At 58.2% G+C, this 22,519-nt stretch carries 14 protein-coding genes; 6 read left to right on the plus strand and 8 right to left on the minus strand.

Translation table 11 applies throughout. From position 1 onward, the window contains the following. Positions 1-144 precede the first annotated feature (144 nt). From AC2W7L_RS10255 to AC2W7L_RS10265, 3 genes are all read right to left on the minus strand, one after another. Positions 145-639 (minus strand): DUF1269 domain-containing protein, encoded by a 495-nt coding sequence (locus tag AC2W7L_RS10255; RefSeq protein WP_423059268.1) that lies wholly within the window; start codon positions 637-639, stop codon positions 145-147. 158 nt (positions 640-797) lie between these two features. Beyond that, positions 798-2,669, minus strand: a complete 1,872-nt coding sequence (locus AC2W7L_RS10260; protein ID WP_486004375.1) for an alkyl/aryl-sulfatase — start codon at positions 2,667-2,669, stop codon at positions 798-800. A gap of 129 nt (positions 2,670-2,798) precedes the next feature. Further along, positions 2,799-3,347, minus strand: a complete 549-nt coding sequence (locus tag AC2W7L_RS10265; protein ID WP_486004376.1) for a hypothetical protein — start codon at positions 3,345-3,347, stop codon at positions 2,799-2,801. Between the two features lie 580 nt (positions 3,348-3,927). Here AC2W7L_RS10265 and AC2W7L_RS10270 point away from each other — a divergent pair. The 4 genes from AC2W7L_RS10270 (at position 3,928) to AC2W7L_RS10285 (ending at position 16,149) form a co-directional block, all read left to right on the plus strand. Then, positions 3,928-8,793 (plus strand): COG1361 family protein, encoded by a 4,866-nt coding sequence (locus tag AC2W7L_RS10270; protein ID WP_486004407.1) that lies wholly within the window; start codon positions 3,928-3,930, stop codon positions 8,791-8,793. Positions 8,794-8,839: 46 nt separating this feature from the next. After that, positions 8,840-12,607: a DUF5979 domain-containing protein gene (locus AC2W7L_RS10275; RefSeq protein ID WP_486004377.1), complete on the plus strand. Its 3,768-nt coding sequence runs from the start codon at positions 8,840-8,842 to the stop codon at positions 12,605-12,607. Positions 12,608-12,826: 219 nt separating this feature from the next. Next, the gene (locus tag AC2W7L_RS10280; protein WP_486004408.1) at positions 12,827-13,717 is read left to right on the plus strand and encodes a formylglycine-generating enzyme family protein; all 891 of its coding nucleotides are present in this window, start codon (positions 12,827-12,829) and stop codon (positions 13,715-13,717) included. Positions 13,718-13,824: 107 nt separating this feature from the next. After that, on the plus strand, positions 13,825-16,149 hold the full coding sequence (locus AC2W7L_RS10285; RefSeq protein WP_486004378.1) for an arylsulfatase: 2,325 nt from the start codon (positions 13,825-13,827) through the stop codon (positions 16,147-16,149). Positions 16,150-16,508: 359 nt separating this feature from the next. Here AC2W7L_RS10285 and AC2W7L_RS10290 read toward each other — a convergent pair whose 3' ends face one another. The 4 genes from AC2W7L_RS10290 to AC2W7L_RS10305 all read right to left on the minus strand — a co-directional run bounded on the left by AC2W7L_RS10290 (position 16,509) and on the right by AC2W7L_RS10305 (position 20,708). Beyond that, a complete protein-coding gene (locus tag AC2W7L_RS10290) occupies positions 16,509-18,137 on the minus strand; it encodes a SulP family inorganic anion transporter (protein WP_486004379.1) in 1,629 nt (542 codons plus the stop codon). Beyond that, positions 18,134-19,102: an HAD family hydrolase gene (locus tag AC2W7L_RS10295; RefSeq protein ID WP_486004380.1), complete on the minus strand. Its 969-nt coding sequence runs from the start codon at positions 19,100-19,102 to the stop codon at positions 18,134-18,136. Before AC2W7L_RS10295 ends, AC2W7L_RS10290 begins: the two co-directional genes overlap by 4 nt. Positions 19,103-19,325: 223 nt before the next feature. Then, positions 19,326-19,745, minus strand: coding sequence for a DUF7144 family membrane protein (locus tag AC2W7L_RS10300; RefSeq protein WP_486004381.1), 420 nt, complete (start codon positions 19,743-19,745; stop codon positions 19,326-19,328). 360 nt (positions 19,746-20,105) lie between these two features. Further along, entirely contained in the window at positions 20,106-20,708 is a 603-nt protein-coding gene (locus AC2W7L_RS10305; protein ID WP_486004382.1) for an HIRAN domain-containing protein, read from the minus strand. Between the two features lie 232 nt (positions 20,709-20,940). On the opposite strand from AC2W7L_RS10305, the gene AC2W7L_RS10310 reads away from it, so the two are divergent. Next, positions 20,941-21,282, plus strand: coding sequence for a histone-like nucleoid-structuring protein Lsr2 (locus tag AC2W7L_RS10310; RefSeq protein ID WP_486004383.1), 342 nt, complete (start codon positions 20,941-20,943; stop codon positions 21,280-21,282). 51 nt (positions 21,283-21,333) lie between these two features. Here AC2W7L_RS10310 and AC2W7L_RS10315 read toward each other — a convergent pair whose 3' ends face one another. Continuing rightward, entirely contained in the window at positions 21,334-21,984 is a 651-nt protein-coding gene (locus tag AC2W7L_RS10315; protein ID WP_486004384.1) for an ABC transporter permease, read from the minus strand. Positions 21,985-22,011: 27 nt separating this feature from the next. Here AC2W7L_RS10315 and AC2W7L_RS10320 point away from each other — a divergent pair, with 27 nt between their 5' ends. Next, a complete protein-coding gene (locus AC2W7L_RS10320; protein WP_423059279.1) occupies positions 22,012-22,473 on the plus strand; it encodes an endonuclease/exonuclease/phosphatase family protein in 462 nt (153 codons plus the stop codon). The last annotated feature ends 46 nt before the right edge of the window (positions 22,474-22,519 follow it).

The following is a 22,519-nucleotide window of genomic DNA, read 5'->3' on the forward strand; positions in this document are numbered from 1 at the left end:
AAGTTAGTAAGCTAAAAGTCGTGCTGAGTACCAGCAAGTGCTAGTACTCAGCACGCACTTGACGATTGCGATGTGTAGTGGGCGTTTCAGGACCGGCGTGGAGTGATCGTATGAACTAAAGTTCACAATGCTGAACACGAATGATTAGCGATCTCCGGAGAGGTCGTGAGCGAGTTCCTTCTCCTGGTCTTCCGTCAGCGAGGTTTGGTCGACCTCTCCGCGGAATGGTGCAATTGCCTCACCGAATTTGTCTTCCGTGAACTTCGTGGCGAACAGGACGATTGTTGGGCGACCATCCTTGACCGCTGCATTCACTCGAGAACGAAACTCGTGAGTGATTCCCGCTCTGTCCAAGCCCGAGAACAGAGCTCCAAGCGCCCCGCCGAGGACAAAACCGGCGACAGGCACGAAGCAGAGAATTCCGAGTAGTGTCCCAAACAAGGCACCGTTGGCCGTGCCTATGCCAACTGAAGCGCCCTGGTCCGGTGTCTGAACGTGCGTCTTACCTTTCTCGTTAACGGTCACTAGTGCGAGACCTTCGACCTCGACGACCAGGTCGTTGTTGAGGCGCTGTATCTCTTCATATGCGCCCTCCGCGTCTTGGATACTATCGAATGAGATAATGATGAGTTCAGACATGTTCCGATCCTTTCGATTCTTGTTGATATTCCGGGACGCGTCGGTACTTCCTGGACGTTTCCCTAACTCCATGATGTGGAGCTATTTGAAGGAAGAACGCATTAGTCACCCTGTGTGGGTGATGTGGTGTCGACTGCTCGACTGGTCAAGCAGCGGCCTCAAGGCAATACGATCTCGAAATTGGGGTCGCCTGGTGTCAGAACGCTGAAGACTTTTTTCAGTTCTTCGGCATCGCCGTCATAAGAAATTTTCACTGAATCACTGTCGCCCGCCGCCAGTTTGAGCAACCGAGGCTTGTCTAACGAGATCCGCAGCGGTGAGTCCTGTGAGGGTGCACGTTCGACGTAAATGAGCACGCCGTTGGACAAAGTGATATGGAAGCTTCGATCCTGATCAGTCAACGTCAGGTCAAAGGCCGCTTTCACTCCCCAGGCCTTGGGCCCGTCGACAGTGATTGCGATCGCGTCGAGGATCTGCTCGGGAGTCAGCTGAGCCATGATCAACGGTGCGTTCGTTGTTGTCGGTGTACCGAAATTCCCGTGCCGCAGTTCTGTCGCCCCCGAAAGGAAGAAATTCCTCCACGTGCCGTTCTCCGCCCCATAGCCGAGTTGCTCAAGCGTATCGGCATAGAGAGAGCGGGCCTTGGCATCGTCACGGCTTACGAAGACCGCGTGATCGAGAAGGGTCGCAGCCCATCGGAAGTCCCCGGAATCGTAAGCTTGCTCCGCAAGGTCGATCACGGCGTCCATTCCCCCCATCGCGTGCACGTAGCGCTTGGCGAGTTCGGCCGGCGGATGTGGCCAGAGTCGTGCGGGGTTTCCGTCAAACCAGCCCATGTAGCGCTGATAGATCGCTTTCACATTGTGACTGACTGACCCATAGTAGCCATGGGTACTCCACGCATTCTCCAGTTCCGGAGGCATAGTGATCTCTTCGGCGATCTCTGCGCCCGTCATGCCTTGGTTGATCATGCGTAATGTCTGATCGTGTAGGTACGCGTAGAGATCGCGTTGCGTGGAAAGGAACTTTCTAATGTTGTCGCTTCCCCAGGTCGGCCAGTGATGAGACGCGAACACGACTTCCGCTTGATCGGCAAATCGTTCAATGGCTTCGGTGAGATACCGCGACCACACATGCGGATCTCGGACCAATGCGCCCCGCAAGGTGAGCAGATTGTGGAGTGTATGCGTCGCATTCTCAGCCATGCACAGGGCCTTGTACCGCGGAATGTAGAAGTGCATTTCCGATGGTGCTTCAGTTCCGGGTGCCATCTGAAACTCGAACTCGACTCCGTCGAAGGTGTGCTTCTCACCCGTGGTCGTCACCTCAAGAGTGGGTTGTAGAAGCGTCGCCGCGCCTGTGGAGGTTGTCTGTCCTAAACCGGCTCCGACCTGGCCGCGTGGACCCCGTTCGAGACGTGCGCCGTACATGTAGCCCGCGCGTCGGCCCATGGCGATTCCGGCATAGACGTTCTCTGCTACCGCATGTTCGACGAATCCCTCTGGGGCGACGATCTCGACCTTGCCTGAAGCCACGTCGTCGCTTGAGACCACTCCAAGCACTCCGCCGAAGTGGTCGATGTGACTGTGGGTATGAACCACTGCCACCAATTGTCGCTCTCCGCGATGGTGATGGTAAAGCCTCATCGCTGCTGATGCTGTTTCAACCGATATCAGTGGATCAATGACGATGACGCCTGAGTCGGTTTCGACAAACGACATGACCGACAGATCTAGTCCTCGAATCTGATAGAGGCCCGGCACCACTTCATACAGGCCATGCTTGGCGACCAACTGCGACTGTCGCCACAGGCTCGGATTCACGGACTCAGGGGCTTCGCCGGAAATGAAATTGTAGCTCGTGGCATCCCAGACGACGTCGCCCTCGTCGTTGCGAATGACTGGATCGGCTAGGGTTCCAAGGAATCCGCGGTCCGCATCTTCGAAGTCTTGGACATCGTCGAAGGGTGACTTGGCCGCAATTCTGGCTTGAGCGTCCCTGATCGCGGAACTGGGTTCCTTCTGCTGCATGATGGCTCCTTCTTCACTCGTGGTTTCTCCATCCTTGTTCCTCGGCGCTGGATCAATGCAGAAGGTCGCCCGTCTCAGGTGACCAAGGCGGTCCTGAGTCAGAGACCAAGTTGCCGCTGCTGCGCTCAGCTAGATGAGGGCGGGAAAAGTCAGCATGATGACTACGCTGATTATTGCTACCACCACGGCGAGGGCGAGAAGGGCCTTTTTTGCTGTCTGTGCCTGCTTACGTTGAGACAGTGCAGTGAGGAAGAGAACAAGAGCGAATGCCACCGTGAGCAAGGTGTAGTTGTCGCCCTGCTGATTCTTCTCGAGCGCGGACTGAAACTTCGCGTCGGCCTGCTGATCCAGATGGGCTGCGTCCGCGGCCCCGGACGGCGAGTACTTCGGATGGGCCAGAGGCCCCGACTGGCTCCGGCCTCCAGCATTCCAGGCCTCGAAAGCTACCTTGAACTCGGGCGTGAAACGATCTTCGATGTAGTTCCTCAATTTTCTGTCTCCATCGGCGAGCACCCATTCGATGTAGATGGAGAGATCGTACTGTCGTGCATCTCGTGCACGGCTTTCAGCCGAGGTCGCCTGAATTCTCAAACTAGACGCTTCGCTGAATGCTATCGACATTTCGCCGCCCCACTTAGATGACTGGAAGCCGCACCATGCCGTGAGGACCGCGGTCACTGATAGCAGTAGAAGAGCTACGAAGTCGGTAACGGAACTTTCAGTGTCCGTCGATGAAGTTTCCTGTGAGTCCATCATCAATGTGCTCCTTCCCTGATCAGAGTAGGCAGGCAGTCGAAGTTCGAGCTGGTTGCTCACCTGTTACGGGCGAAGCGCGTTGAAGTTCAGAGCCGTCGGCCAGTCACGATCTCGCCTGGGCCAGAGACGACTGCGGCCTTCTTTGAAACACGAAATCACCTGGGTCTTGGCCAGATGAGCACAGTGTTTATCGGTCCACGAGCGACTCGTTCAGTGTCGCAATTCCTTCGATTCTTGTGTCTTTCGGATAGTTTAATTCGTTCTTCAGACAGCAAGAGATTTTGCTACAACTCTCGTAATTGGCCATAGATCCTGCTAGTTTCGTGATAGTTGTCACACAGCGACGTGTACGCGAAAACTGCAGGAGGACTTGATGTTTCCTCGGAAAAGGCTAGGTTCGGCGACGAGCGATTGGATCGGTAAGCGATCCAAGAGAATCGTGTCGATTGTCCTCGTCTTGCTCTTGGCTATGGTCGGCACGGTGCTTCCTTCGGCCTCGGCAATGGCCGCCGAGTGGGGAATCAGCAAGCAGGTCATCTCAGATGGCCCATATGCTCCGGGAGACAACGTCGAGTTCGTCGTGACGATCTCCTGCTCCGACCCGAGCGGTACCGATCAAACCTGTGACAACACAGAAATGTCTGATGTTCTGCCTGACGGGCTGGTCCTCGTTAGCGCGAGTATCAGCAGCGGCGGCGGAGAAGTCGACGCTGATGTCGAGTCCAACACGGTGACGTACACAAACGAAGAGGGAGTGGGAACCGGCGATCAGGCGCAGATCGCCATCACCGCCAAAATCGATCCTGACCTGCCTTACAGCGAAAGCGGCAAACCGATAGAGAACACGGCGACAGTCGTCTCCGACAACGCCGAGGAGAAGAGCTCATCGGCCACGGTGACACCGGTTGTCGACCTTGACCTATCTGCGGAGGCTGCGAAGACCATTGACCCCGACGAAGCTCTGGCGGTCCCCGGCACGGACGCCACCATGACTGTCGAAGGTACGAATACCTCGAACACTCCGGTCGATACGATGGTCGTTCAAGATCCCGTCGATCCAAGCGCCGACCCCAACCCGTTCACTTACCTGGAATACACCGGCACCGGTGATATCGAGATGCCGGAGAACGCGACCGATGTCACCGAAGAATACTGGGACGGCGATTCTTGGGAGACGCTAGACGACTCCGTCGACCCAGCCGACGTCCAAGGAGTTCGCTACACCTTCTCCGGGGACATCCAGCCCGGTGCCACGGCTACCATTCCTGTTGAGGTTCAGCAGGCCGATGCTGTCGCAGAACTCACCGACCCGACGGCGGTCAACAACGACACTTCAACAGTCGTCTCGCTTGACGGCGATGAGTCTGAGCCAGCGACTGCTGAAGACACCTACCTCATCACACCGCCGAACACCTCGGTGACGGCTTCAAAGAGCTTCTCTCCAGCAGAGGTGGAAGCAGGCAAATCGACCACTGTGACCCTTGGTGCGACCAACACCGGCACGGCGGTCGACTCGCTGATCATCACCGAACCCGGGCCAGGCACTGACAGTCCTTTTGAGGGAGACGACGCGCTGACATTCACGGGGTGGGGAAGTGACTCGTCGGGTGCCGGAATCGTGTGGCCCGCTGATGCGACCGAGGCAACCGTGGTGTACACCTGCGCCGACGGCACGGAGGTCACTGAATCGACGACCACTGTTGACACGATGCCGGCGACTCCATCGCAGACCTGCACCATCGTGGGATTCACCGTCGAGTTCACCGGTGACATCGTCAACGGTGCCGAGGCAACGATTCCGTTCACCGCAGACACCGATCCCGACCAGGAACCCGACCGTGTGTCACACCCCAATGAGGTCCAAGCCGAAGTCCCGAACACAGACCCGGCCACGGCGAACGACGAACTCGTCACCCTGCAAGACCGGCTTGCAACGGACATCGAGAAGATCATCACTCCCTCGACGATTCCTGCAGCTGAAGGCCAGAACGTTGTGGTCCAGCTGCCCAGCAGCCTTCTGCCCTTCGGTGAGGACGGGTCGACGACTGAGGCCGACACCTTCGTCGTGCAGGACCCAGTCAACACGGACAACCCGGGAGAGTTCTGGGACAATTTCACCGCCACCGGCGTGCGCAGCACCTCAGTCCCGGCCAATGCGACATTGACCGTCGAATACTGGGACGGCCAGTCGTGGCAAACCGCTCCCGATTGCCCTCCGACGCATGGCCCAGCAACTGTCAACTGCGACCTCCCCGAAAACGCGCAAGGGGTGCGGTTCACCTATGACGCCGACGACGGGGAAGGTTTTCCACCTGGAACCGAGTTCCAGCCCAACTTCACCGCAGACTACACTGGACCGGCAGATCGAGACGAGCCGATCGAGAACTGTGCGGCGTCCTCGGCCGCCGCCGAGACGGTGGACCGGACCGAACCCGTCGAAGGATGTGACACTGTCGACCCGTTCCCCACTGACGGATCGGGCACTGTCGATTTCCTCGACAAGACGATGCTAGGTGACCCAGCAACAGTGCGAGCTCGTACAGACGACCAAGTCACCGGTCGCATCACCTGGTCAACCGGCGGGTTCTCCGGAGTCGATCCGATGGCCATCTCCGATATCGCTGATCCTGAGAGCACTGATATTTCGGATTCGTTCTATGACGCGTTCAATCTCGCGCAGATCGAAGCAATCGATTCCTCGATTGACCCATTAATCGAATACGACGCAATCTCGGGCGTCGAACTCTACAACGGATCGGAATGGGTGCAGGCAACCAACTCACCGTGTACGAATTCGAATCCCTGCGACGGCGGCATGGACGCAGTGCCACTGACCGCGGAAGAGCAATCCTCAACCATCTCAGCGCGTGTCATCTACACCGAGTCACCGACGCGCCCTGACACCAGTGATGATCCCACCGCACCGATCAAGGGTGATGGAGTCGCGCGATCGGTACAGGACGACGGTCGCCATCTGGACTTGACCTTCCAGGTGCGCGACTACAAGCGCAGCAACACTGACGAACCTGTGCTCGGCGCGACCCGCGGAACGATGTACAACACCGACGACGCCGGCGTGGTCAACAACACTGCTCGCGCAACGGCAACGTACCGGGACCGAACCTACACCGACTCGGACGGCGATACTGCCGAGATTCTTGACGAACCGCTCAACGTTGGAGTGAAAAAGGATTGGTCCGGAGGTCCTCTCTCCGTTCCGCCGGATGGAACTCCGCATGAGTACTACCCGACGACCGAGGCCACGATCACCGGCACCAACGAGTCCGGATCGAAGATCGACCGACTTCGGATCGCTGATCCCGGTGCAGAAGACTCCTCCGACGTAATCACAGCAGATGGAACCAAGCCTTTCGACGCCTTCACCCTGCGTGGATTCACAGCCATCACGCCCCCTGAGGGCACGGAGACAACAACGGTGACGTTGACGTACGACGACGATTCCACTGCGGACTTCACGCGAGACGAAGCTTTGGCACTGACGACGTCCGAGCTAGCCGATGTGGTTGGCGTGGAGACCTCATTCGACGGGCTGATCGCGCCCGCAGCCGCCGGAAGTATGGAACTGAACCTGCAATTGCGGCAATTCGATCGATACACCGGTGACCCGATCACGGTCGACGACTACTCGCCGGAAACAAATGGCGCGATCGCAACGATCGACGATCCGGGAGGAACGGATGAAGATAAACGCCAGGTCTATGACGACGCCACGATGGACCTCCAAGACGCCGACATCGATTTAGATGTGACGAAGACTTTCGATCCCGACACCATCACTGAGCCGAACCACGGCGCTGATGCCGATGACACACCGGTGACCATGACGATCACAGGCCAACCCCAAGGACCATCGCGCAGCGTTGAAATGGTCCTGACCGACGATGACCCTCAATTCTGGAACCAATACGACTTCGTCGGATTCGACCCGAGCGCGCAATTGGCCGCGCCGATCGACCAGGTCCAGGTTGATGTTCTCACCGGCGGGACCTTCTCCGGCGACCCAGACTCCCCAGATCCAGTCACCGTTGATGGTGCCGACTGGATCGAGGGCACCCCAAGCGACACGTTCACACTGCCGGACGGAGTCAATCCCGGCGACGTCCAGGGGCTGAGGTTCACCTTCACCCGGGCCGACGGACAGATCTGGGAAAACCCGGCCACACCGAAACAATCAGTGCCTCTTGACGTGCTGCGGCGCGATGACATGCGCTCCGGCGGACCAGTCCAACACGACCTGGCCTCAAACCCGAATGCTCCGGGCGAAACCGAACCCGGCGTGGCCAGCAACTCGGTGGACGGCACAACGACGGGCGCTGATCTCATCGTTGATCCAGATACCGGTGAACAAGTCCCGATCTCTGCCTCAGACTCCGCCGACGCACAGATCCGATACATGCACGCCGTCAATGGTGTGAGCGTGAAGAAGGACTTCGACGGAACAGTCACCGACGGATCGCAAGGACCCACCTCCACCTTCCCGATGAACATTACAATCACCAACACGGGACAGCGTCCGATTACCGACCCGGTGATTACTGACCCGATGCCCACCGATGACGACGGTGCGCAGCTGAAGCTCGCGGATACAGACACTCCCTATTCGTACTCGCTATCGGGATCCGACCCCGACCCGGACACCCCCAACCTGCCGGACAACCCCGACGAGGTATCGGTCGACCAGGAAGGGGACATCGACAACCTCGAGTTCACATTCCCCGAAGGATCGGTGCTCGAAGTTGGACAGAGTTACCAAGTCACCGTGATGGTCAACTTCCGCTTCGGCCTTCCCCCACAGACTCCGGTGGACAATACCGTCGGAGTGACAGGAGACCGACCATGGGATGACTGTGAACCACGATTGGACGACGAAACCGGACAATGTCAGGCCGATGCTGACGTCCACCCAACGGGAACTGCCGTCATCAGCCAAGACAAACTGGTCAAGGCCACCGACGACGATGAACTCGCAGTCATGGTCGATCCGGACTACCCCGACCAAACCGCCGAATGCACTCCAAATGACGATGGGTTCTATGCCTACCCCTGCACCCCGGTCATCGCTCCCGGGCACAACGAGACTTGGCAGATCAACATGGAAAAACGTCGGCAACTTGCCGATGGACCAGGCGGTACTCTACGACCGCCTTCCTACCCCAGGAGATGTGGGTTCCTACGCCACTTCCTCTGCTCGGGGCTCAGAATGGTCTCCCACGCTGACCAAGGACCCACCCCCAGCGATCACCGATGCACCGGACGGCGCATCGTCGAAGGTCTACTACTCAACCACGCAGGACTACTGCATGGACGACATCGAGGACCCCACCAATCATCCATGCCCGACCGATGACCCACAGACGGGCTGGGTGGAATTGACCCCAGACACTTCTCCGGACGTGTATGAAAACGTCACAGCAATCAAGGTCGTTATTACCATGGACCCGGAGAACCTCCTCGATCCGGGCGATTCAGTCAGCGTGGAAGGCACCACCACAACTCCCGCTGGGGCCCCGGAGGCAGGGGACCGGTCGATCGCCTGGAACTCGGCGGCAGCCGGCGGAGTGGCCGTCACCGCGGACGGCAAAGAGGTCAACATGCTGCCGACGGAAGGGGCGAAGGTCGGAGTCGCGACCGCGACAGGACCACTGACTGTACACAAGACGGCTGCAGGAGCGGGAGCTGACTACGCCCCGGACGAATTCACCCTGCAGGTGCAGTGCACGTCTGCAGTTGATTCGTGGTTGGAAGAAGACCTCGACCCGATCACCATCACTGTGCCCAACGGTGGAGAGACCGAGGTCCCGAACCTTCCCTACGGTGCCGAGTGCACGATTACTGAGGATGACTCGAACGGTCAGACTTCGCTCGACGTCGGCTCCGTGACGATCGGGGAGTCACCGGACTCAGTCACCCTTGACGCTGTGAACAACTATGAACTGGGTGATCTGGAGTTGGCCAAGACAGTTGATTCCGAGGCAGTCGATGAGGACGGCAATCCGATTGAGTACGGTCCATTCGAAGCGAGCGTCGATTGTTCCTTCCTCGGCGATCCCGTCTATGCCGAGGGCTATGGCCCCAATGATCCAATGGTCGTCGACCTCCCGGCCGACGGTACTCCGACCGAACTCACTGGTTTGCCGATCAACGCCGAATGCACGGTGACCGAGACGAACACTGGGGGAGCCGCGTCGACGTCGATGACGGTCAGCCAACCCGGCGAAGACCCGGTGGAGACCGACGGGGACACGGCCAAGATGACGATCGTTGCCAACGATGAAGGAACCGCCGGAACACAGCTGAACGTGGAAAATCACTTTGACGTCGGTTCCATCCACCTCGCCAAAGAGGTCACTGGCAATGGTGCCGACGACTACGGGACCGGACCGTTTGTCTTCGACGTCGTGTGCACCTTTGATGCTGACGGAGACGGCGGTGCAGACGCGAAGGTCGTCTATGACGACTCGGTCAGCCTCGGAGGTGACGACCCGCTTGAAGCCTCGATCGACGATCTGCCCACCGGCGCGTCATGCGATTTCACTGAGACTGACAACGGGGGTGCCACCTCCTCTGAGATCACTCCGAACCCAGTGACAGTAGGGGCAGACGAAACTGCAGAAGTCGCCGCGACCAATGAGTTCGACCTGGGATCGTTCTCTGTCGACAAGGTCGTCGAGAACAACACCGGGCTACCCGACGACGCCTTGGGTCCGTTCGAGGTCAACGCAGACTGCACGTATCAGGGCGCAGACGTCGAGATTCCCGACGGGGCCCAACGTGAACTGACTCCCGGGGAACCTGTCACCTATGAGGGCCTGCCGATCGGTTCCGACTGCGTCGTAACCGAAACTGATGACGGCGGTGCGACATCGACGACCATCTCCGCGCAAGCAACGGACGGCGATCCCGGTACGGTGACCGTCGGACCCGACCCAGCCGAGATCACAGTGACCAACGTCTTTGATCCCGGGTCGGTCACGGTCGACAAGGTCATCGACGGGGAGGGAGCCGACTTCGCCGAAGGACCCTATGAAGTCACTCTGGAATGTACCTTCAATGGAACCGAGGTAGACATACCGGGTGGAGCGAGTCGTGAACTCACGCCGGGCGAGCCGGTGAACTACGAGGAGCTGCCCATCGGGGCCGAATGCACAACGACCGAATCTGAACAGGGACAGGCGACTTCCGTCTCGATCGATCCCGAAACTGTGATCATCGGTGGCGACGACGGTTCGCAGCAGCAGGTGAATGTCTCCATCACCAACACATACGAGGTCGGGGAGTTCTCCGTACAGAAGGTAGTCAAGGGTGACGGAGCCGATTTTGGTGCCGGACCGTTTGAAGTGAGCACTCAATGCAGTTTCGAAGGCAGTGAGATCGACGTTCCTGGCGGGGCGACACGGGAGATCGAGCCGGGAGGCACAGTCACCTATGACGGTCTTCCGGTCGGGGCGGACTGTATTGTCACTGAGACCGATGACTTCGGAGCCACCGACGTCGAAATCTCCTCGAGCGTCGACGGCGGCGAGCCCGGAGAGGTCATCGTTCCAGCAGACGATGGTGCGGCCGCCGAAGTAACGGTGACGAATTCCTACGATGTCGGCACCATCGAGGTCGACAAGAAGCTAATGGGAATCGGCTCTGGCATCTATAACGCAGGACCGTTCGAGGCCACAGTCGATTGCACGTTCCCCGACGGTGAAACCGCAATCGACATCCCTGGCGGAGCCACGCAGGAGTTCATGCCCGGCGACCCAGCGGTCTACGAAGGATTGCCCGTCGGTGCGGAGTGCACCGTGACCGAGACGGACACCGCTGGAGCGACAGAGACCACGATGACCGTCGACGACGGCGACCCGATTGATGGAACCTCTGCCAAGGTCGTCGTCCCACCGAACGACGACGGCGACACCACTTCGGTCGAGGTCCTGGCGACCAACACCTTCAAGACCAGCCCACTGGTCGTGAAGAAGACTGTCGACGGTGACGGCGCGGACTTCGCACCGGATATACCGGACTCGATTGACGACATCGACTCGATCGCTGATCTTCCCTACGCAGCGACTCTGAACTGCACATTCGAAGGCGAAGATGTGCCGATCCCCGGCGGTGAGACTCGCCGGTTCGGCCCCGGCGTCCCGGCAGTGTATCTTGGTCTGCCCGACGGCTCTGAGTGCACCATCGCTGAGACGGACGACGGCGGCGCGACGACGACCACAGTTGTACCAGACTCCGGCACCATCAGCGAAGGCACTGAACCCATCGCAGTCGAGGTGACCAACACCTACGATCTCGGCGAATTCGACGTTGAGAAACTCGTTGAGGGGGACGGTGGCGAGTTCGCCGGCACCGACTTCGAAGTCACCGCCGAGTGCGCCTTCGAAGGTGAGGACATTGACATGTCTGCCGAGGGCATCGGTGGGGCGACCCGGACGGTGAGCCCGGGTGAACCGGCAGTCTACTCCGGACTTCCTGTTGGTGCAGACTGCATCGTCACAGAAACTGACACCGGTGGCGCTACCACAGCGAGCGTATCGACCACGGTCGACGGTGGAGATCCGGGCCAAGTCAAAGTCCCTCCGGCCGACGACGATTCGGCAACTGTGACCGTGACGAACACCTTCGACGTCGGCTCGATCGAGGTGGACAAGGTCGTCAATGGCGACGCACACGATGTTGGCCCTTTCGAAGTGAGCTTGGACTGCACGTTCAATGGAGAGGCTCTCAAGATCCCCGGCGGAGCTGTTCGAGATATTACCCCGAACGATCCGGTGATCTACGACGGATTGCCAATCGGTGCTGAATGCACGGTAACCGAGACCGACGACGGCGGTGCCGAGTCTACGACGATCTCGACGATCGGTGAAGGAGAACCAGGTGAAGTGACAATTGGCGGAGATCCCTCAACAATCACTGTGACGAACACATTCGCAGATGACGACAACACAGCGGATGACAGTTCCGACGGTGGTGGAACCGACGGCAGTGCCGACAGCGGAGGCTCAGACGATAGTAATGCTGACGGTGGTGGGGCCGATGGCGACGCTGATGGTGGCGGCGGAGACCTCCCCCGAACCGGAGCAGTGATCGTGACCTGGCTAATCGTCGGCCTGCTCCTGATCGCTGCCGGTGCCAGTATTATCAGGACCGTTCGTCGACGCGAGTGACTGACTTGCTGGGTTGGACGAGTTCATGTGCTCGTCCAACCCAGTCGGTGCTTTGTGCACTATCAGTATCCCGATCTGAGACAGCGACAAATACGCAAACACCGTATCCAGCGACTGTGTCAAGTATCGACTAGATATGTGTTGGAGTTCTTGAGTTCAGAGGCTGGTGATGAGCCAAGCCATAACTAGAATGATGCCATGGCAGATGGTGAACGCGAGATGATCTTGATCCCAGGCGGCACTTTCCTCATGGGGTCCGATGAGTTCTATCCGGACGAACAACCCGTGCACCGACGAGAAATCAGATCTTTCCACCTGGACAAGTATGCAGTGACGAATGCCGCTTACGCTCAATTCGTCGACTCCACCGGCTACATCACAGTGGCCGAGCGGCCACTGGACCCTGATGACTTTCCTGGTGCAGCGCGTGAGGATCTCGTGCCTGGAGCGTTGGTGTTCACTCCCACTCTCGGTCCGGTGGATCTTCGTGATTGGCGACAGTGGTGGCGCTGGCAACCAGGAGCGTACTGGCGCGAGCCGTTTGGGCCCGGTTCGACGACTCGCGATCGGGAAGATCATCCTGTCGTCCATATTGCTTACGAAGATGCACTGGCCTACGCCATATGGGCAGGGAAACGCCTACCGTCCGAAGCCGAGTACGAATACGCAGCTCGTGGAGGCATGACGGAGACACGTTTTGCCTGGGGTGACGAGCCATACCCCGGTGGTGTCGCCAAAGCGAACTCCTGGCTCGGGCGCTTTCCCTATGACAACCGCGGGGTCGGCGATACGGCACCTGTCGGTTCGTATGCCGCCAACGGCTATGGGCTCTTCGACATGATCGGCAACACATGGGAATGGACGTCTGAATACTACTCGCCGCGTCATGTTCCTCCGTCGGCGAAGCCCGTGAACGCTGGAGAACGGCTTAACCTGCTGGCCGCGACGAGCTCGACCGGCGGGGAAGTCGGCCCGCGCCGGGTACTCAAAGGTGGTTCTTTCCTGTGCTCTCCCGACTACTGCCTGCGGTTCCGACCCGCAGCACGCTCGCCACAGTCCGAAGACACGGGAATGTCACACGTGGGCTTCAGGTGCGCGAAGGACGCTTAAGGCATCACCCAGGGCGGGTGATCCGATGCCGGAGTTCGATGCAACCTCGATAGAGTCGCAACCACGCATGCGCGACGTTGTGCGTGCGCCAGGTTAGGAGTGCACCAATGTCCGACGAATTCCAGGGCAGAATTGAGCTCGACGTTCGCGATTCCGTTGCGGACTGGAAACCGTACGAGCCAACTAAAGCGCCAGACGACGCGCCAAACGTGCTTGTCATTCTCTATGATGATACTGGCATGGCTTCATGGTCCCCATACGGAGGCCGCATCAACATGCCCACGATGGATCGGCTTGCCGAGAACGGCCTCACATATACCCAATGGCACACGACCGCGTTATGCTCGCCGACACGGTCGACCTTCCTCACGGGACGTAACCATCACCTCAACGGTATGGGGAACATCATGGAGGGTACTAACGGCTTTCCTGGCCTGTCAGGACACATTCCCGCAGAATGCGCCACAATCGGTCAAGTCCTCCAGCAAAACGGCTACTCAACGTTTTGGGTCGGCAAAGACCACAATGTCCCAGAAGAGGATATTTCGGCTGGCGGAAGTAAAGAGCAATGGCCCTTATCGCAAGGGTTCGACCGCTTCTACGGGTTCCTGGGCGGCGAGACGAACAACTGGTACCCCGACCTCGTCGAAGACAACCACTTCATCGAGCAGCCCTATCTGCCCGAAGACGGATATCATCTGTCAAGAGACCTCGCCGACCAGACGATTCGTCTACTCCGCGATCAGAACGCCTCGAATCCGTCTAAACCCTGGTACACATGGTTTTGCCCCGGTGCCAATCACGCGCCACATCATGCACCACAGGAATACATCGATAAGTACAAGGGTGCATTCGACGATGGTTACGACGCGTATCGATCGTGGGTGCTTGAGAGAATGATCGAACGCGGTGTCCTTCCGTCCGACACTGAGCTCACGCCCCTCAACCCGATGCCCGAGGACCAGGCAAATGTTGCCGACTTCGTAAAGCCTTGGGAAGAGCTGTCAGAGGAGGAGAAACGCCTCTTCAGTCGCATGGCTGAAGTCTTTGCTGGCTTCAGCGAATACACTGACGCGCAGATCGGTCGGTTGATCGATTACTTAGAAGAAACGGGGCAGCTCGACAACACCCTGATCTTCTACTGTGCTGACAACGGTGCCTCAGGTGAAGGGTCTCCCGACGGATCGGTCAACGAGAACAAGTTCTTCAACGGGTTTCCGGATGACTTGGCGGAGAATCTATCAAAGATCGATGTCCTTGGAGGGCCGGAAACGTACAATCACTACCCCACAGGATGGGCAGCGGCATTCTCTTCACCATTCCAGATGTTTAAACGCTACTCGCAGTTCTCCGGTGGAACATGCGACCCGATGGTCATCCACTGGCCGGCGGGGATCAAAGCCAAAGGTGAGATCCGGCACCAGTATCATCACTCGGTGGATGTCGTGGCCACTGTGCTGGACGTCATCGGAATCGAGATGCCCGAAGTGTTTCGTGGAATTGAGCAGCGTCCACTTGACGGTGTCTCGATGAAGTACTCTTTCGATGCCGAGCCTGATGGGCCGACCCAGAAGAGTGTGCAATATTACGCAATGCTTGGGACCCGCGGCATTTGGAAGGACGGATGGAAAGCCGCCGCAATCCACGCACCACTGACCGGCCACGGTCGATTCGACGAGGACCGGTGGGAGTTGTATCACACAGACGAGGACCGGTCGGAATCCAAGGATCTGGCTGCAGACTACCCAGAGAAGCTACGGGAACTTGTCACCGCGTGGAACGAGCAAGCTGAAAAGAACAATGTTCTTCCGCTCGACGATCGTTCAGCTCGTGACCAGCTCACGATAGAACGACCGCAGGCCGAACCGCCTCGTAATCGATACATCTACTATCCCGATACCACTCCCGTACCGGAGAGCGTTGCCGTCAATGTTCGGGGCAGGTCCTTTAAGATCATTGCTAATGTCGAAATAGAAGCTGATGCACAAGGAGTGATATTCGCTCACGGCTCACGGTTCGGAGGGCATGCTCTATTCATAAAAGACAATCGCCTCAACTACGTGTACAACTTCCTCGGCATACCGCCCGAGCAGACCTACACATCGGGAAAGCTCGAGCCCGGTAAACACTCGCTCGGCATGGAGTTTAACCGGCTGAAGTCTGGCGAGCATGGTGAGTCCGTCGGTCAATGCACACTGTTCATCGACGAACTCGCCGTCGCAGAAGGGCCGATGCGTGCGCAAGTCGGCAAGTTCACGCTTTGCGGCGACGGTTTGTGCGTTGGATATGACAGCGCCGACACAGTCAGCACTCAGTACACGAATCCTTTCCCATTCACGGGCGGCACGATTCAGGGAGTCGGGATCGACGTCAGCAGCGAACAGTATTTGGACTTCGAGCTTGAAGCACTCGGTGCGTTCGCCCGCGAATAGAATCATCGAGGTACGAGGCGGGGCAGGTCACGTCGATCCTGCCCCGTTTTCGTGTCTGTCACAAGGAGCGTCAAAGCACAGAAGTCCCGTACCGTTGAAAGCCTCCACGAGTCAGTGCGAACCTGCTGTCAGGATCCAGCGCACCACTAATTGTCGGACAGAGTATCGCAGTTTCAATCGGAGACAAGCGCAGGTGTGCATTTCCCAAGGCGGCAGATTCCCGCAGACCCTGAAAGACGCCACTATGTTGCTGAGCACAAGTGTGAGACGTTTCAACCGAATTGCAAAGCGTGCAGGATTTCGAGGCAGGCGAGCATCTCACGAGCGCCGCCTGGGCTCCACCTAGGCGAATACGACTCTCACTGATTGGCTTCAAATGCCTCATCGACATCGGTGTGAATGCGACCAGCAGCAACCAACTGCCGAAACCAGGAAGTCTTTGCTGCGAGAGTGGTCGCTCGTACGGGTAGCCCGGCAAGGTGCAGGCAAATACCCTTGTCGGCCAACTCGTGGTCGAGATCGGTGAGCGTGTCAAGGACGGTAACGGTCATGACATCTATTCGTCGGACGTCGAGAATCAGCTGAGAGACTGGGTCGGCCTCTTCAGTGGCCAGTTCGATGATCGCCTGTTCGTTGCTCCGTGCGTTCGCAGTGTAAAGGCCCAGCCCGAGATGGAGGGCGAGCGTGTTACCTCTTTTTTCAACGATTTCGATCCTAGGCGTGTTGATTTCTCGTAGCACGAGGAAGAGCGTGACGATCACTCCGGCCCCCACCGCTGGAAGCAGGCCCGCAGTCAGTCCAATCGCGGCCACAACGAGAGCGATCCAGAAATCGGTGGGGCTAATGTGTGCCCAGCGGATTAATGTGGGTATATCGATCAGGCTCGAAACAGCGACCACAACCATAGCGGCAAGTGTCGCTTGCGGAAGCATCGAGATCACGGGTGCGAAAAGTATGGCAATGAGAACGGCAAGCGTTAACGTGACTAGTCCGGCAAGCTGCGTTCGAGCACCTGCAGCCCGATTGACCGCGCTCTGCGACAGCCCGCCGGCGGCAGGCAGTGTGGAGAAGAATGCGCCTGCGATATTCGCTACTCCGGCCGCTAGCAACTCTCGATCTGCCTCTATCGGTGGCTCGGATGGCTTCCGAATGCCCCGCGCGACAGTTGCCGACTCGAGGAACACCATCATTGCGATTGCCAATGCGCCAGGTACTAGTGCTATCAAGTGCGAAAGATCGGGAATCGCGGGAATCGGCAAACCTGAAGGCACTGGATCAATGAGAGCGACTCCGGCATCGTCAATTTTGGCGAATCCAACCAGTGCTATTCCTGCGACAGCCACGACGAGGGTGCCCGGGATCTTGGGCGCAGTTCGGTTTAACAAGACCATAACGAGGATCGATCCGACCGAGAGCATTACAGTAGGAAGGCTAATACTTTCGAACGATTTCACTGCGGCGGATAGAACACGAATGAAGCCTTCGCCTGAGGGTTCTGTGTCCTCGCCAAGCAATTTCGGAAGCTGTCCAATTGCTACTGTGCCGCCTACGCCGATCTTCACACCCAGGACGGTGGCAACGTTGATGTTCTCGACGAGGGAGCCGAGGCGCAGAATCCAAGCGCCTAACAGAATCAGACCGACCATCAAGGAGAGCGCCATGAGTGTGCCAACAGCATCTTGACTTCCCGATGCAATGCCGGCTGTAACAAGCGTTGTTGCTGTTAGAGTGGCAACTGTAGAGGTCGTGGAAACGCTCATTGCTCGAGACCCACCGATGAGCGCGTATGCCAACATCGGAATGACGCATGTGTAGAGTCCGATTTGGACGGGGAGCTTCGCGATCGTTGCATACGCCATCGCTTGAGGAACGACAACAGCGCCTGCAGTCAATCCGGCGACGATGTCGGGACTCAGCCATTCTCGGCGATACCCGGCGAGCGTGGGCAACAACCAGCGGGATCCGTCCGATGCTCTCAGCGCAGTCATTGGTCTCGCCGCTGTTGGACGGTAGACGGGAACAGTGTCGTCCAATCATTCTTCACGCTCACCCGGGTATAAGGACGGTCGGCTGCCGCCGCAAGAGCACTTTGAGCCCCAGCGTCGTAGGGAGGGTCTCCTCGGTTCGTGTCGTCGTCGTGATGTATCAAGAGCGAGAGCCCACGCCGCGGGCCGAATTTTGTGAAATCGAGCATCGGGACGTCGCCGTTGGAATTGCCCACTGCGAGAAGGGGGCGTCGTCCTATTCGGCTCCAAATGCGTTTGGGCTTTTCCTCTCCGTCGTCGAAGAAGCTCAACGAAGCGGCATATCGCAGGGAGGACGACTCCCAATCGTAGGTCAGGCCGTACGCTGAGCCGATGACTCGCTCCGGCGGAATACCGTAATACTCTTCGGTTATTGAACGCATGAAGTCACGTTCTCCGCCGGAGACTATATAGCACGTAAAACCGTGTGCTTCGAGATACCGGAGCAGTTCGACCATCGGCTGGTAGACGGTGTCTGCGTAAGGCCTTTTCAGGATCGGATGCTGGGCTGTTCGATAGAATTGCTCGACCGATCGCGCATAGTCTTCTACCGAGTTGTGTTCGACAAGACCCACAATCGCTTTGACCAGCAATTCTAGATCGGAATCGTTGCCGTCATAGTGTTTGTCAACCGCCCGCCCAAGCCAGGCGAGATCGCCGTCCTTCACTGAGCGGTATGGCTGTCGCTTGGCCAGCGACGGATCAACTTTGATCGCATCCAGCCACTGTTGCACCACGTAGTGCAGCTGAGTCGGCATCGGCTTCTCCGACCAAAGCGTACCGTCGTTGTCGAAAACGGCGATGCGCTCCGGCCGGGGGACGGCTTCTGGCCCGTCGACGGTCGAAGCGACGAACTCCTCGATTGAGTGCTTGGCAACCGACTCCTCCCAGGAAACCAACTGAGGATTGAGCGACATCTCTTTTACCATCCTTCACATTCGTTGACAGGCAATCTGATGGTTAGCGTGGGGGCTGGAGACGACGTTGAGGTAAAGGCGCTGGTGGTCCGCGGTCCTTGATATCAAAGGCAGAGCCAACCGGGGGATGGACGTGACTGCCAGCGGACTCGGCTGATTGTCGCAGCCAACAGTTCTTATGAGTGTGTGCGGCGGACAATGTGTACGTTCTGCTCCTTGGTCAGCCCGACGGCAGTCAGACCCAGTCGCCCAGCAAACCTGATTTGGTCACTGCCCAGAGCGCGAAGAAATCAATCCCCAGAAGCACTATGGACCACAACGGATAGATAGGGAGAAACAAGAAATTGGCGCTCGCTCCGAGACACAAGAAGAAGATTGACGCCCAAGCGGCTACTCGGCTCCGGGCCGCCAACGCAATGCCGGTCGCTATGAGCACAACACCGAGTGTCAGATGAATCCATCCCCACACGGTGAAATCAAAGGCGAACAGGTAGTTAGGGAGGCTGACGAGTAATCCGTCGTTGATGAGCGCAGCAAGCCCTTGAACGAATTGAAGTACACCAACAAGAGTTTGTGACACTACCGCAAGTGCTATCCCTTCGGTCACCCAGTCTGAGGCAACCCTGCTGCGTCTGAACTCAGTGTGTTCTGACATCGTATTCACCCTTCAAGCTCCGTCTTGGGTTGGCCCTGACGGCGCTATTCAAAGAATGTGTGACGAACAGTTATGCCGTAAGAACCGTAAAACCGACAATTCCACAATCGTCGTGCTGAAATACGTGAAGGTCACCCGCGAAAGGTGATAATTAATCCGACGGGGGAGTACCGTTCGCGATCGTGGTGATATGTGGGCGGTGACTCTGCTCAGGCTCCGAATGTGGTTAGGCGGAGTCGAATGCACTGCAGACCAGACGCCGCCTAGATGCTCGAACCGCGATTTGTCCGCTCATCGTGGCTACATATTTCCTCGCGGCGACAATGCTGGTGATGGGCCAGTTGCGGCGGATAGTCGTAGCTACAGGTTCAGTTCCTCAGCGACCTCTACGGGCATGATCGCGATCGTTACGCCCGCTCGACCCATGACCACCCCGACGAACTGTCTGCCGGAATCGATGGGTTTCGCCAGGCGGCGAGCGAATCCTTTGTTGACGTATCCGTAGATGTGTTTCGAACCGGGACGAGCGACAGCAATCGCATTGGGGTCGTACTTGTTCTCAGGTTCCCGGCGAAGATCAACATGATCGCCGACCCTCAGTCGTGCAGCGGGGTAGTTTTTCCATCCTCGAACGTTCAAGTAGAAGATCCCAAGTCGTGCCAGCGCTAGGTTGCCAGGGGAGGGCTGTTTTCCGGATTCCTGGCTGACAAATCGGAACTCGCCTTCGCGCCGCTCGACGCGGAAGGCAAGGGTGCCGCGCTCGTCGCGGACCAGCTCGGAATCGGCTTCTACCTTCGACAACCACGTCTGGCTCGGGGGCGCAACAGCGTCGATCGAGTCCCGACCGGGCCCGCTGGGAAGTGCATCGTCTGTCTGTGGCTTGTGAGCAGTCGGCGACAGTGCCTTTGCGAGCAGCCAACATCCAAGTGCTATTGCCAAAAGGATGCCGACTGCGACCCACATGAGGAGACCTCCATGTCCACCGTTTCCAGAATTTTAGCCGAACCGGGGACCAGGAGAGGCGAGCTGGTGCGAAAAGATAGAAACTCAAGCCCTGGCACATCACACGAGTAGCTTGACGCGCTGATTAAGAATTGAACACTTGTGTAGCCGGGTCGGGAGCTCGTCCTTATGGACCGCAACCTAACGGTGACGTCCTGCCTCCCGCAGCGTGTGAACTTTGTAGACTGGGCCGATGGCGAGACAACTCATTGAGCACGTCTACGACGACCTCGACGGCACACTCATCTCCGACCCTGCTGAGGGCCGAACCGTCACATTCGCGATCGATGGAACCAGCTATGCGATCGACCTCACTGCAGCTCACGCCGAGGAGTTAGAAGAGAACCTCCGGCCGTTCACCAGAGTGGCCAGAGCGGTCAAGAGTTCGCAGTCCAAGAGGCGCACCAGTGACACTCGGCGAGGACGAGGCGATCTCGAAGAGATTCGCAAGTGGGCCCGAGACAACGATTATGACATCTACACTCGTGGTCGTATCCCAGCGGCTGTCGTCGAAGCCTACGACAACGCCCATTAACTCGATTCTCGCGCGAATGCCCGGCAAGATCGCCGCGTCCACAGCACGACGTTAGGCGACTGATGCAGAGGTAGTTTTTCGCCTGAAGAGGACGATCGAGACTGCATAGGCGACGACGAGGACGCCGATGAGCCAGATCAGAGCGATCCCGATCTCGTTGTTGATGGGTTGTTGGGCAAAGAGCGCGCGGATGGTATTGACGATTGAAGTCACCGGTTGGTTCTCAGCGAACCAGGCGATGGGTCCGGGCATCGTCGCGATCGGCACGAAGGCAGAGCTGATGAACGGGAGGAAGATCAGCGGGTAGCTCAACGCGCTGGCACCATCGACGGTCTTCGCTGCCAACCCGGCGATGATCGCCACCCACGTCAGGGCAAGCGTGGAGAGCACGAGAACGCCGACAATCACGATCCAAGCTCCGGGCGACGCGCTGGTCCTGAAGCCCAGAACCAGCGCGACGCCGATGACGATGCCAACCGATACCAGGTTCGACACCAAAGAGGTCAGCGCATGCCCCCAAGGTACGCTGGACCGGGCGATCGGCATCGACTGGAAGCGATCGACGATGCCGCTTTGCATGTCGAGGAAGAGTCGGTACGCGGTGTATGAGATACCGGATGCAATGGTGATCAGGAGGATTCCTGGTAAAAGGTAGTTGATGTAGGACTGCCCGTCACCGGTGTCGATTGTTCCGTCGGACATTCACTTCGCGCCATCACGCTTGTGTGCATGGTGACGATCGGTACATGGAATCTCGAAAACCTTTTCCGGCCCGGGGATGACTCCGCTCCTGAAGGCTCTCAGGAGTACGAGAGCAAGCTGGATGCGCTGGCGTCGACGATCACAGATCTCGCTCCGGATGTCCTTGCAGTTCAAGAGGTCGGAGACCCGTCAGCGCTCAATGACCTCGCGGGACAGCTCAAGGGCACTTGGCGCACTGCATTAGCCGAGCCAGACGCGCGCGGTATCCGTGTCGGTTTCCTATCCAAATCGGCGTTGACCAAAGTCGGAGAGATCTCGGATTTCCCCGACGGGTTGTCGCCCGTGCAGGTCGATGACGAGGGCGGAACGATTGAGCAGATGGGTCGCTCCGCGCTCAAAGCACGTATCCGAAAAGGCGGCGCGACGATCGACGTCGTCTCAGTCCACCTCAAATCCAAACTGCTGTCGTACCCCGGCGGTCGATTCTAGCCCCGGGATGAAGGCGAACGTGCTCGATACTCCGTTTATGCTCTCC

Source organism: Brevibacterium sp. LAARM3_SD1 (assembly GCF_057364765.1).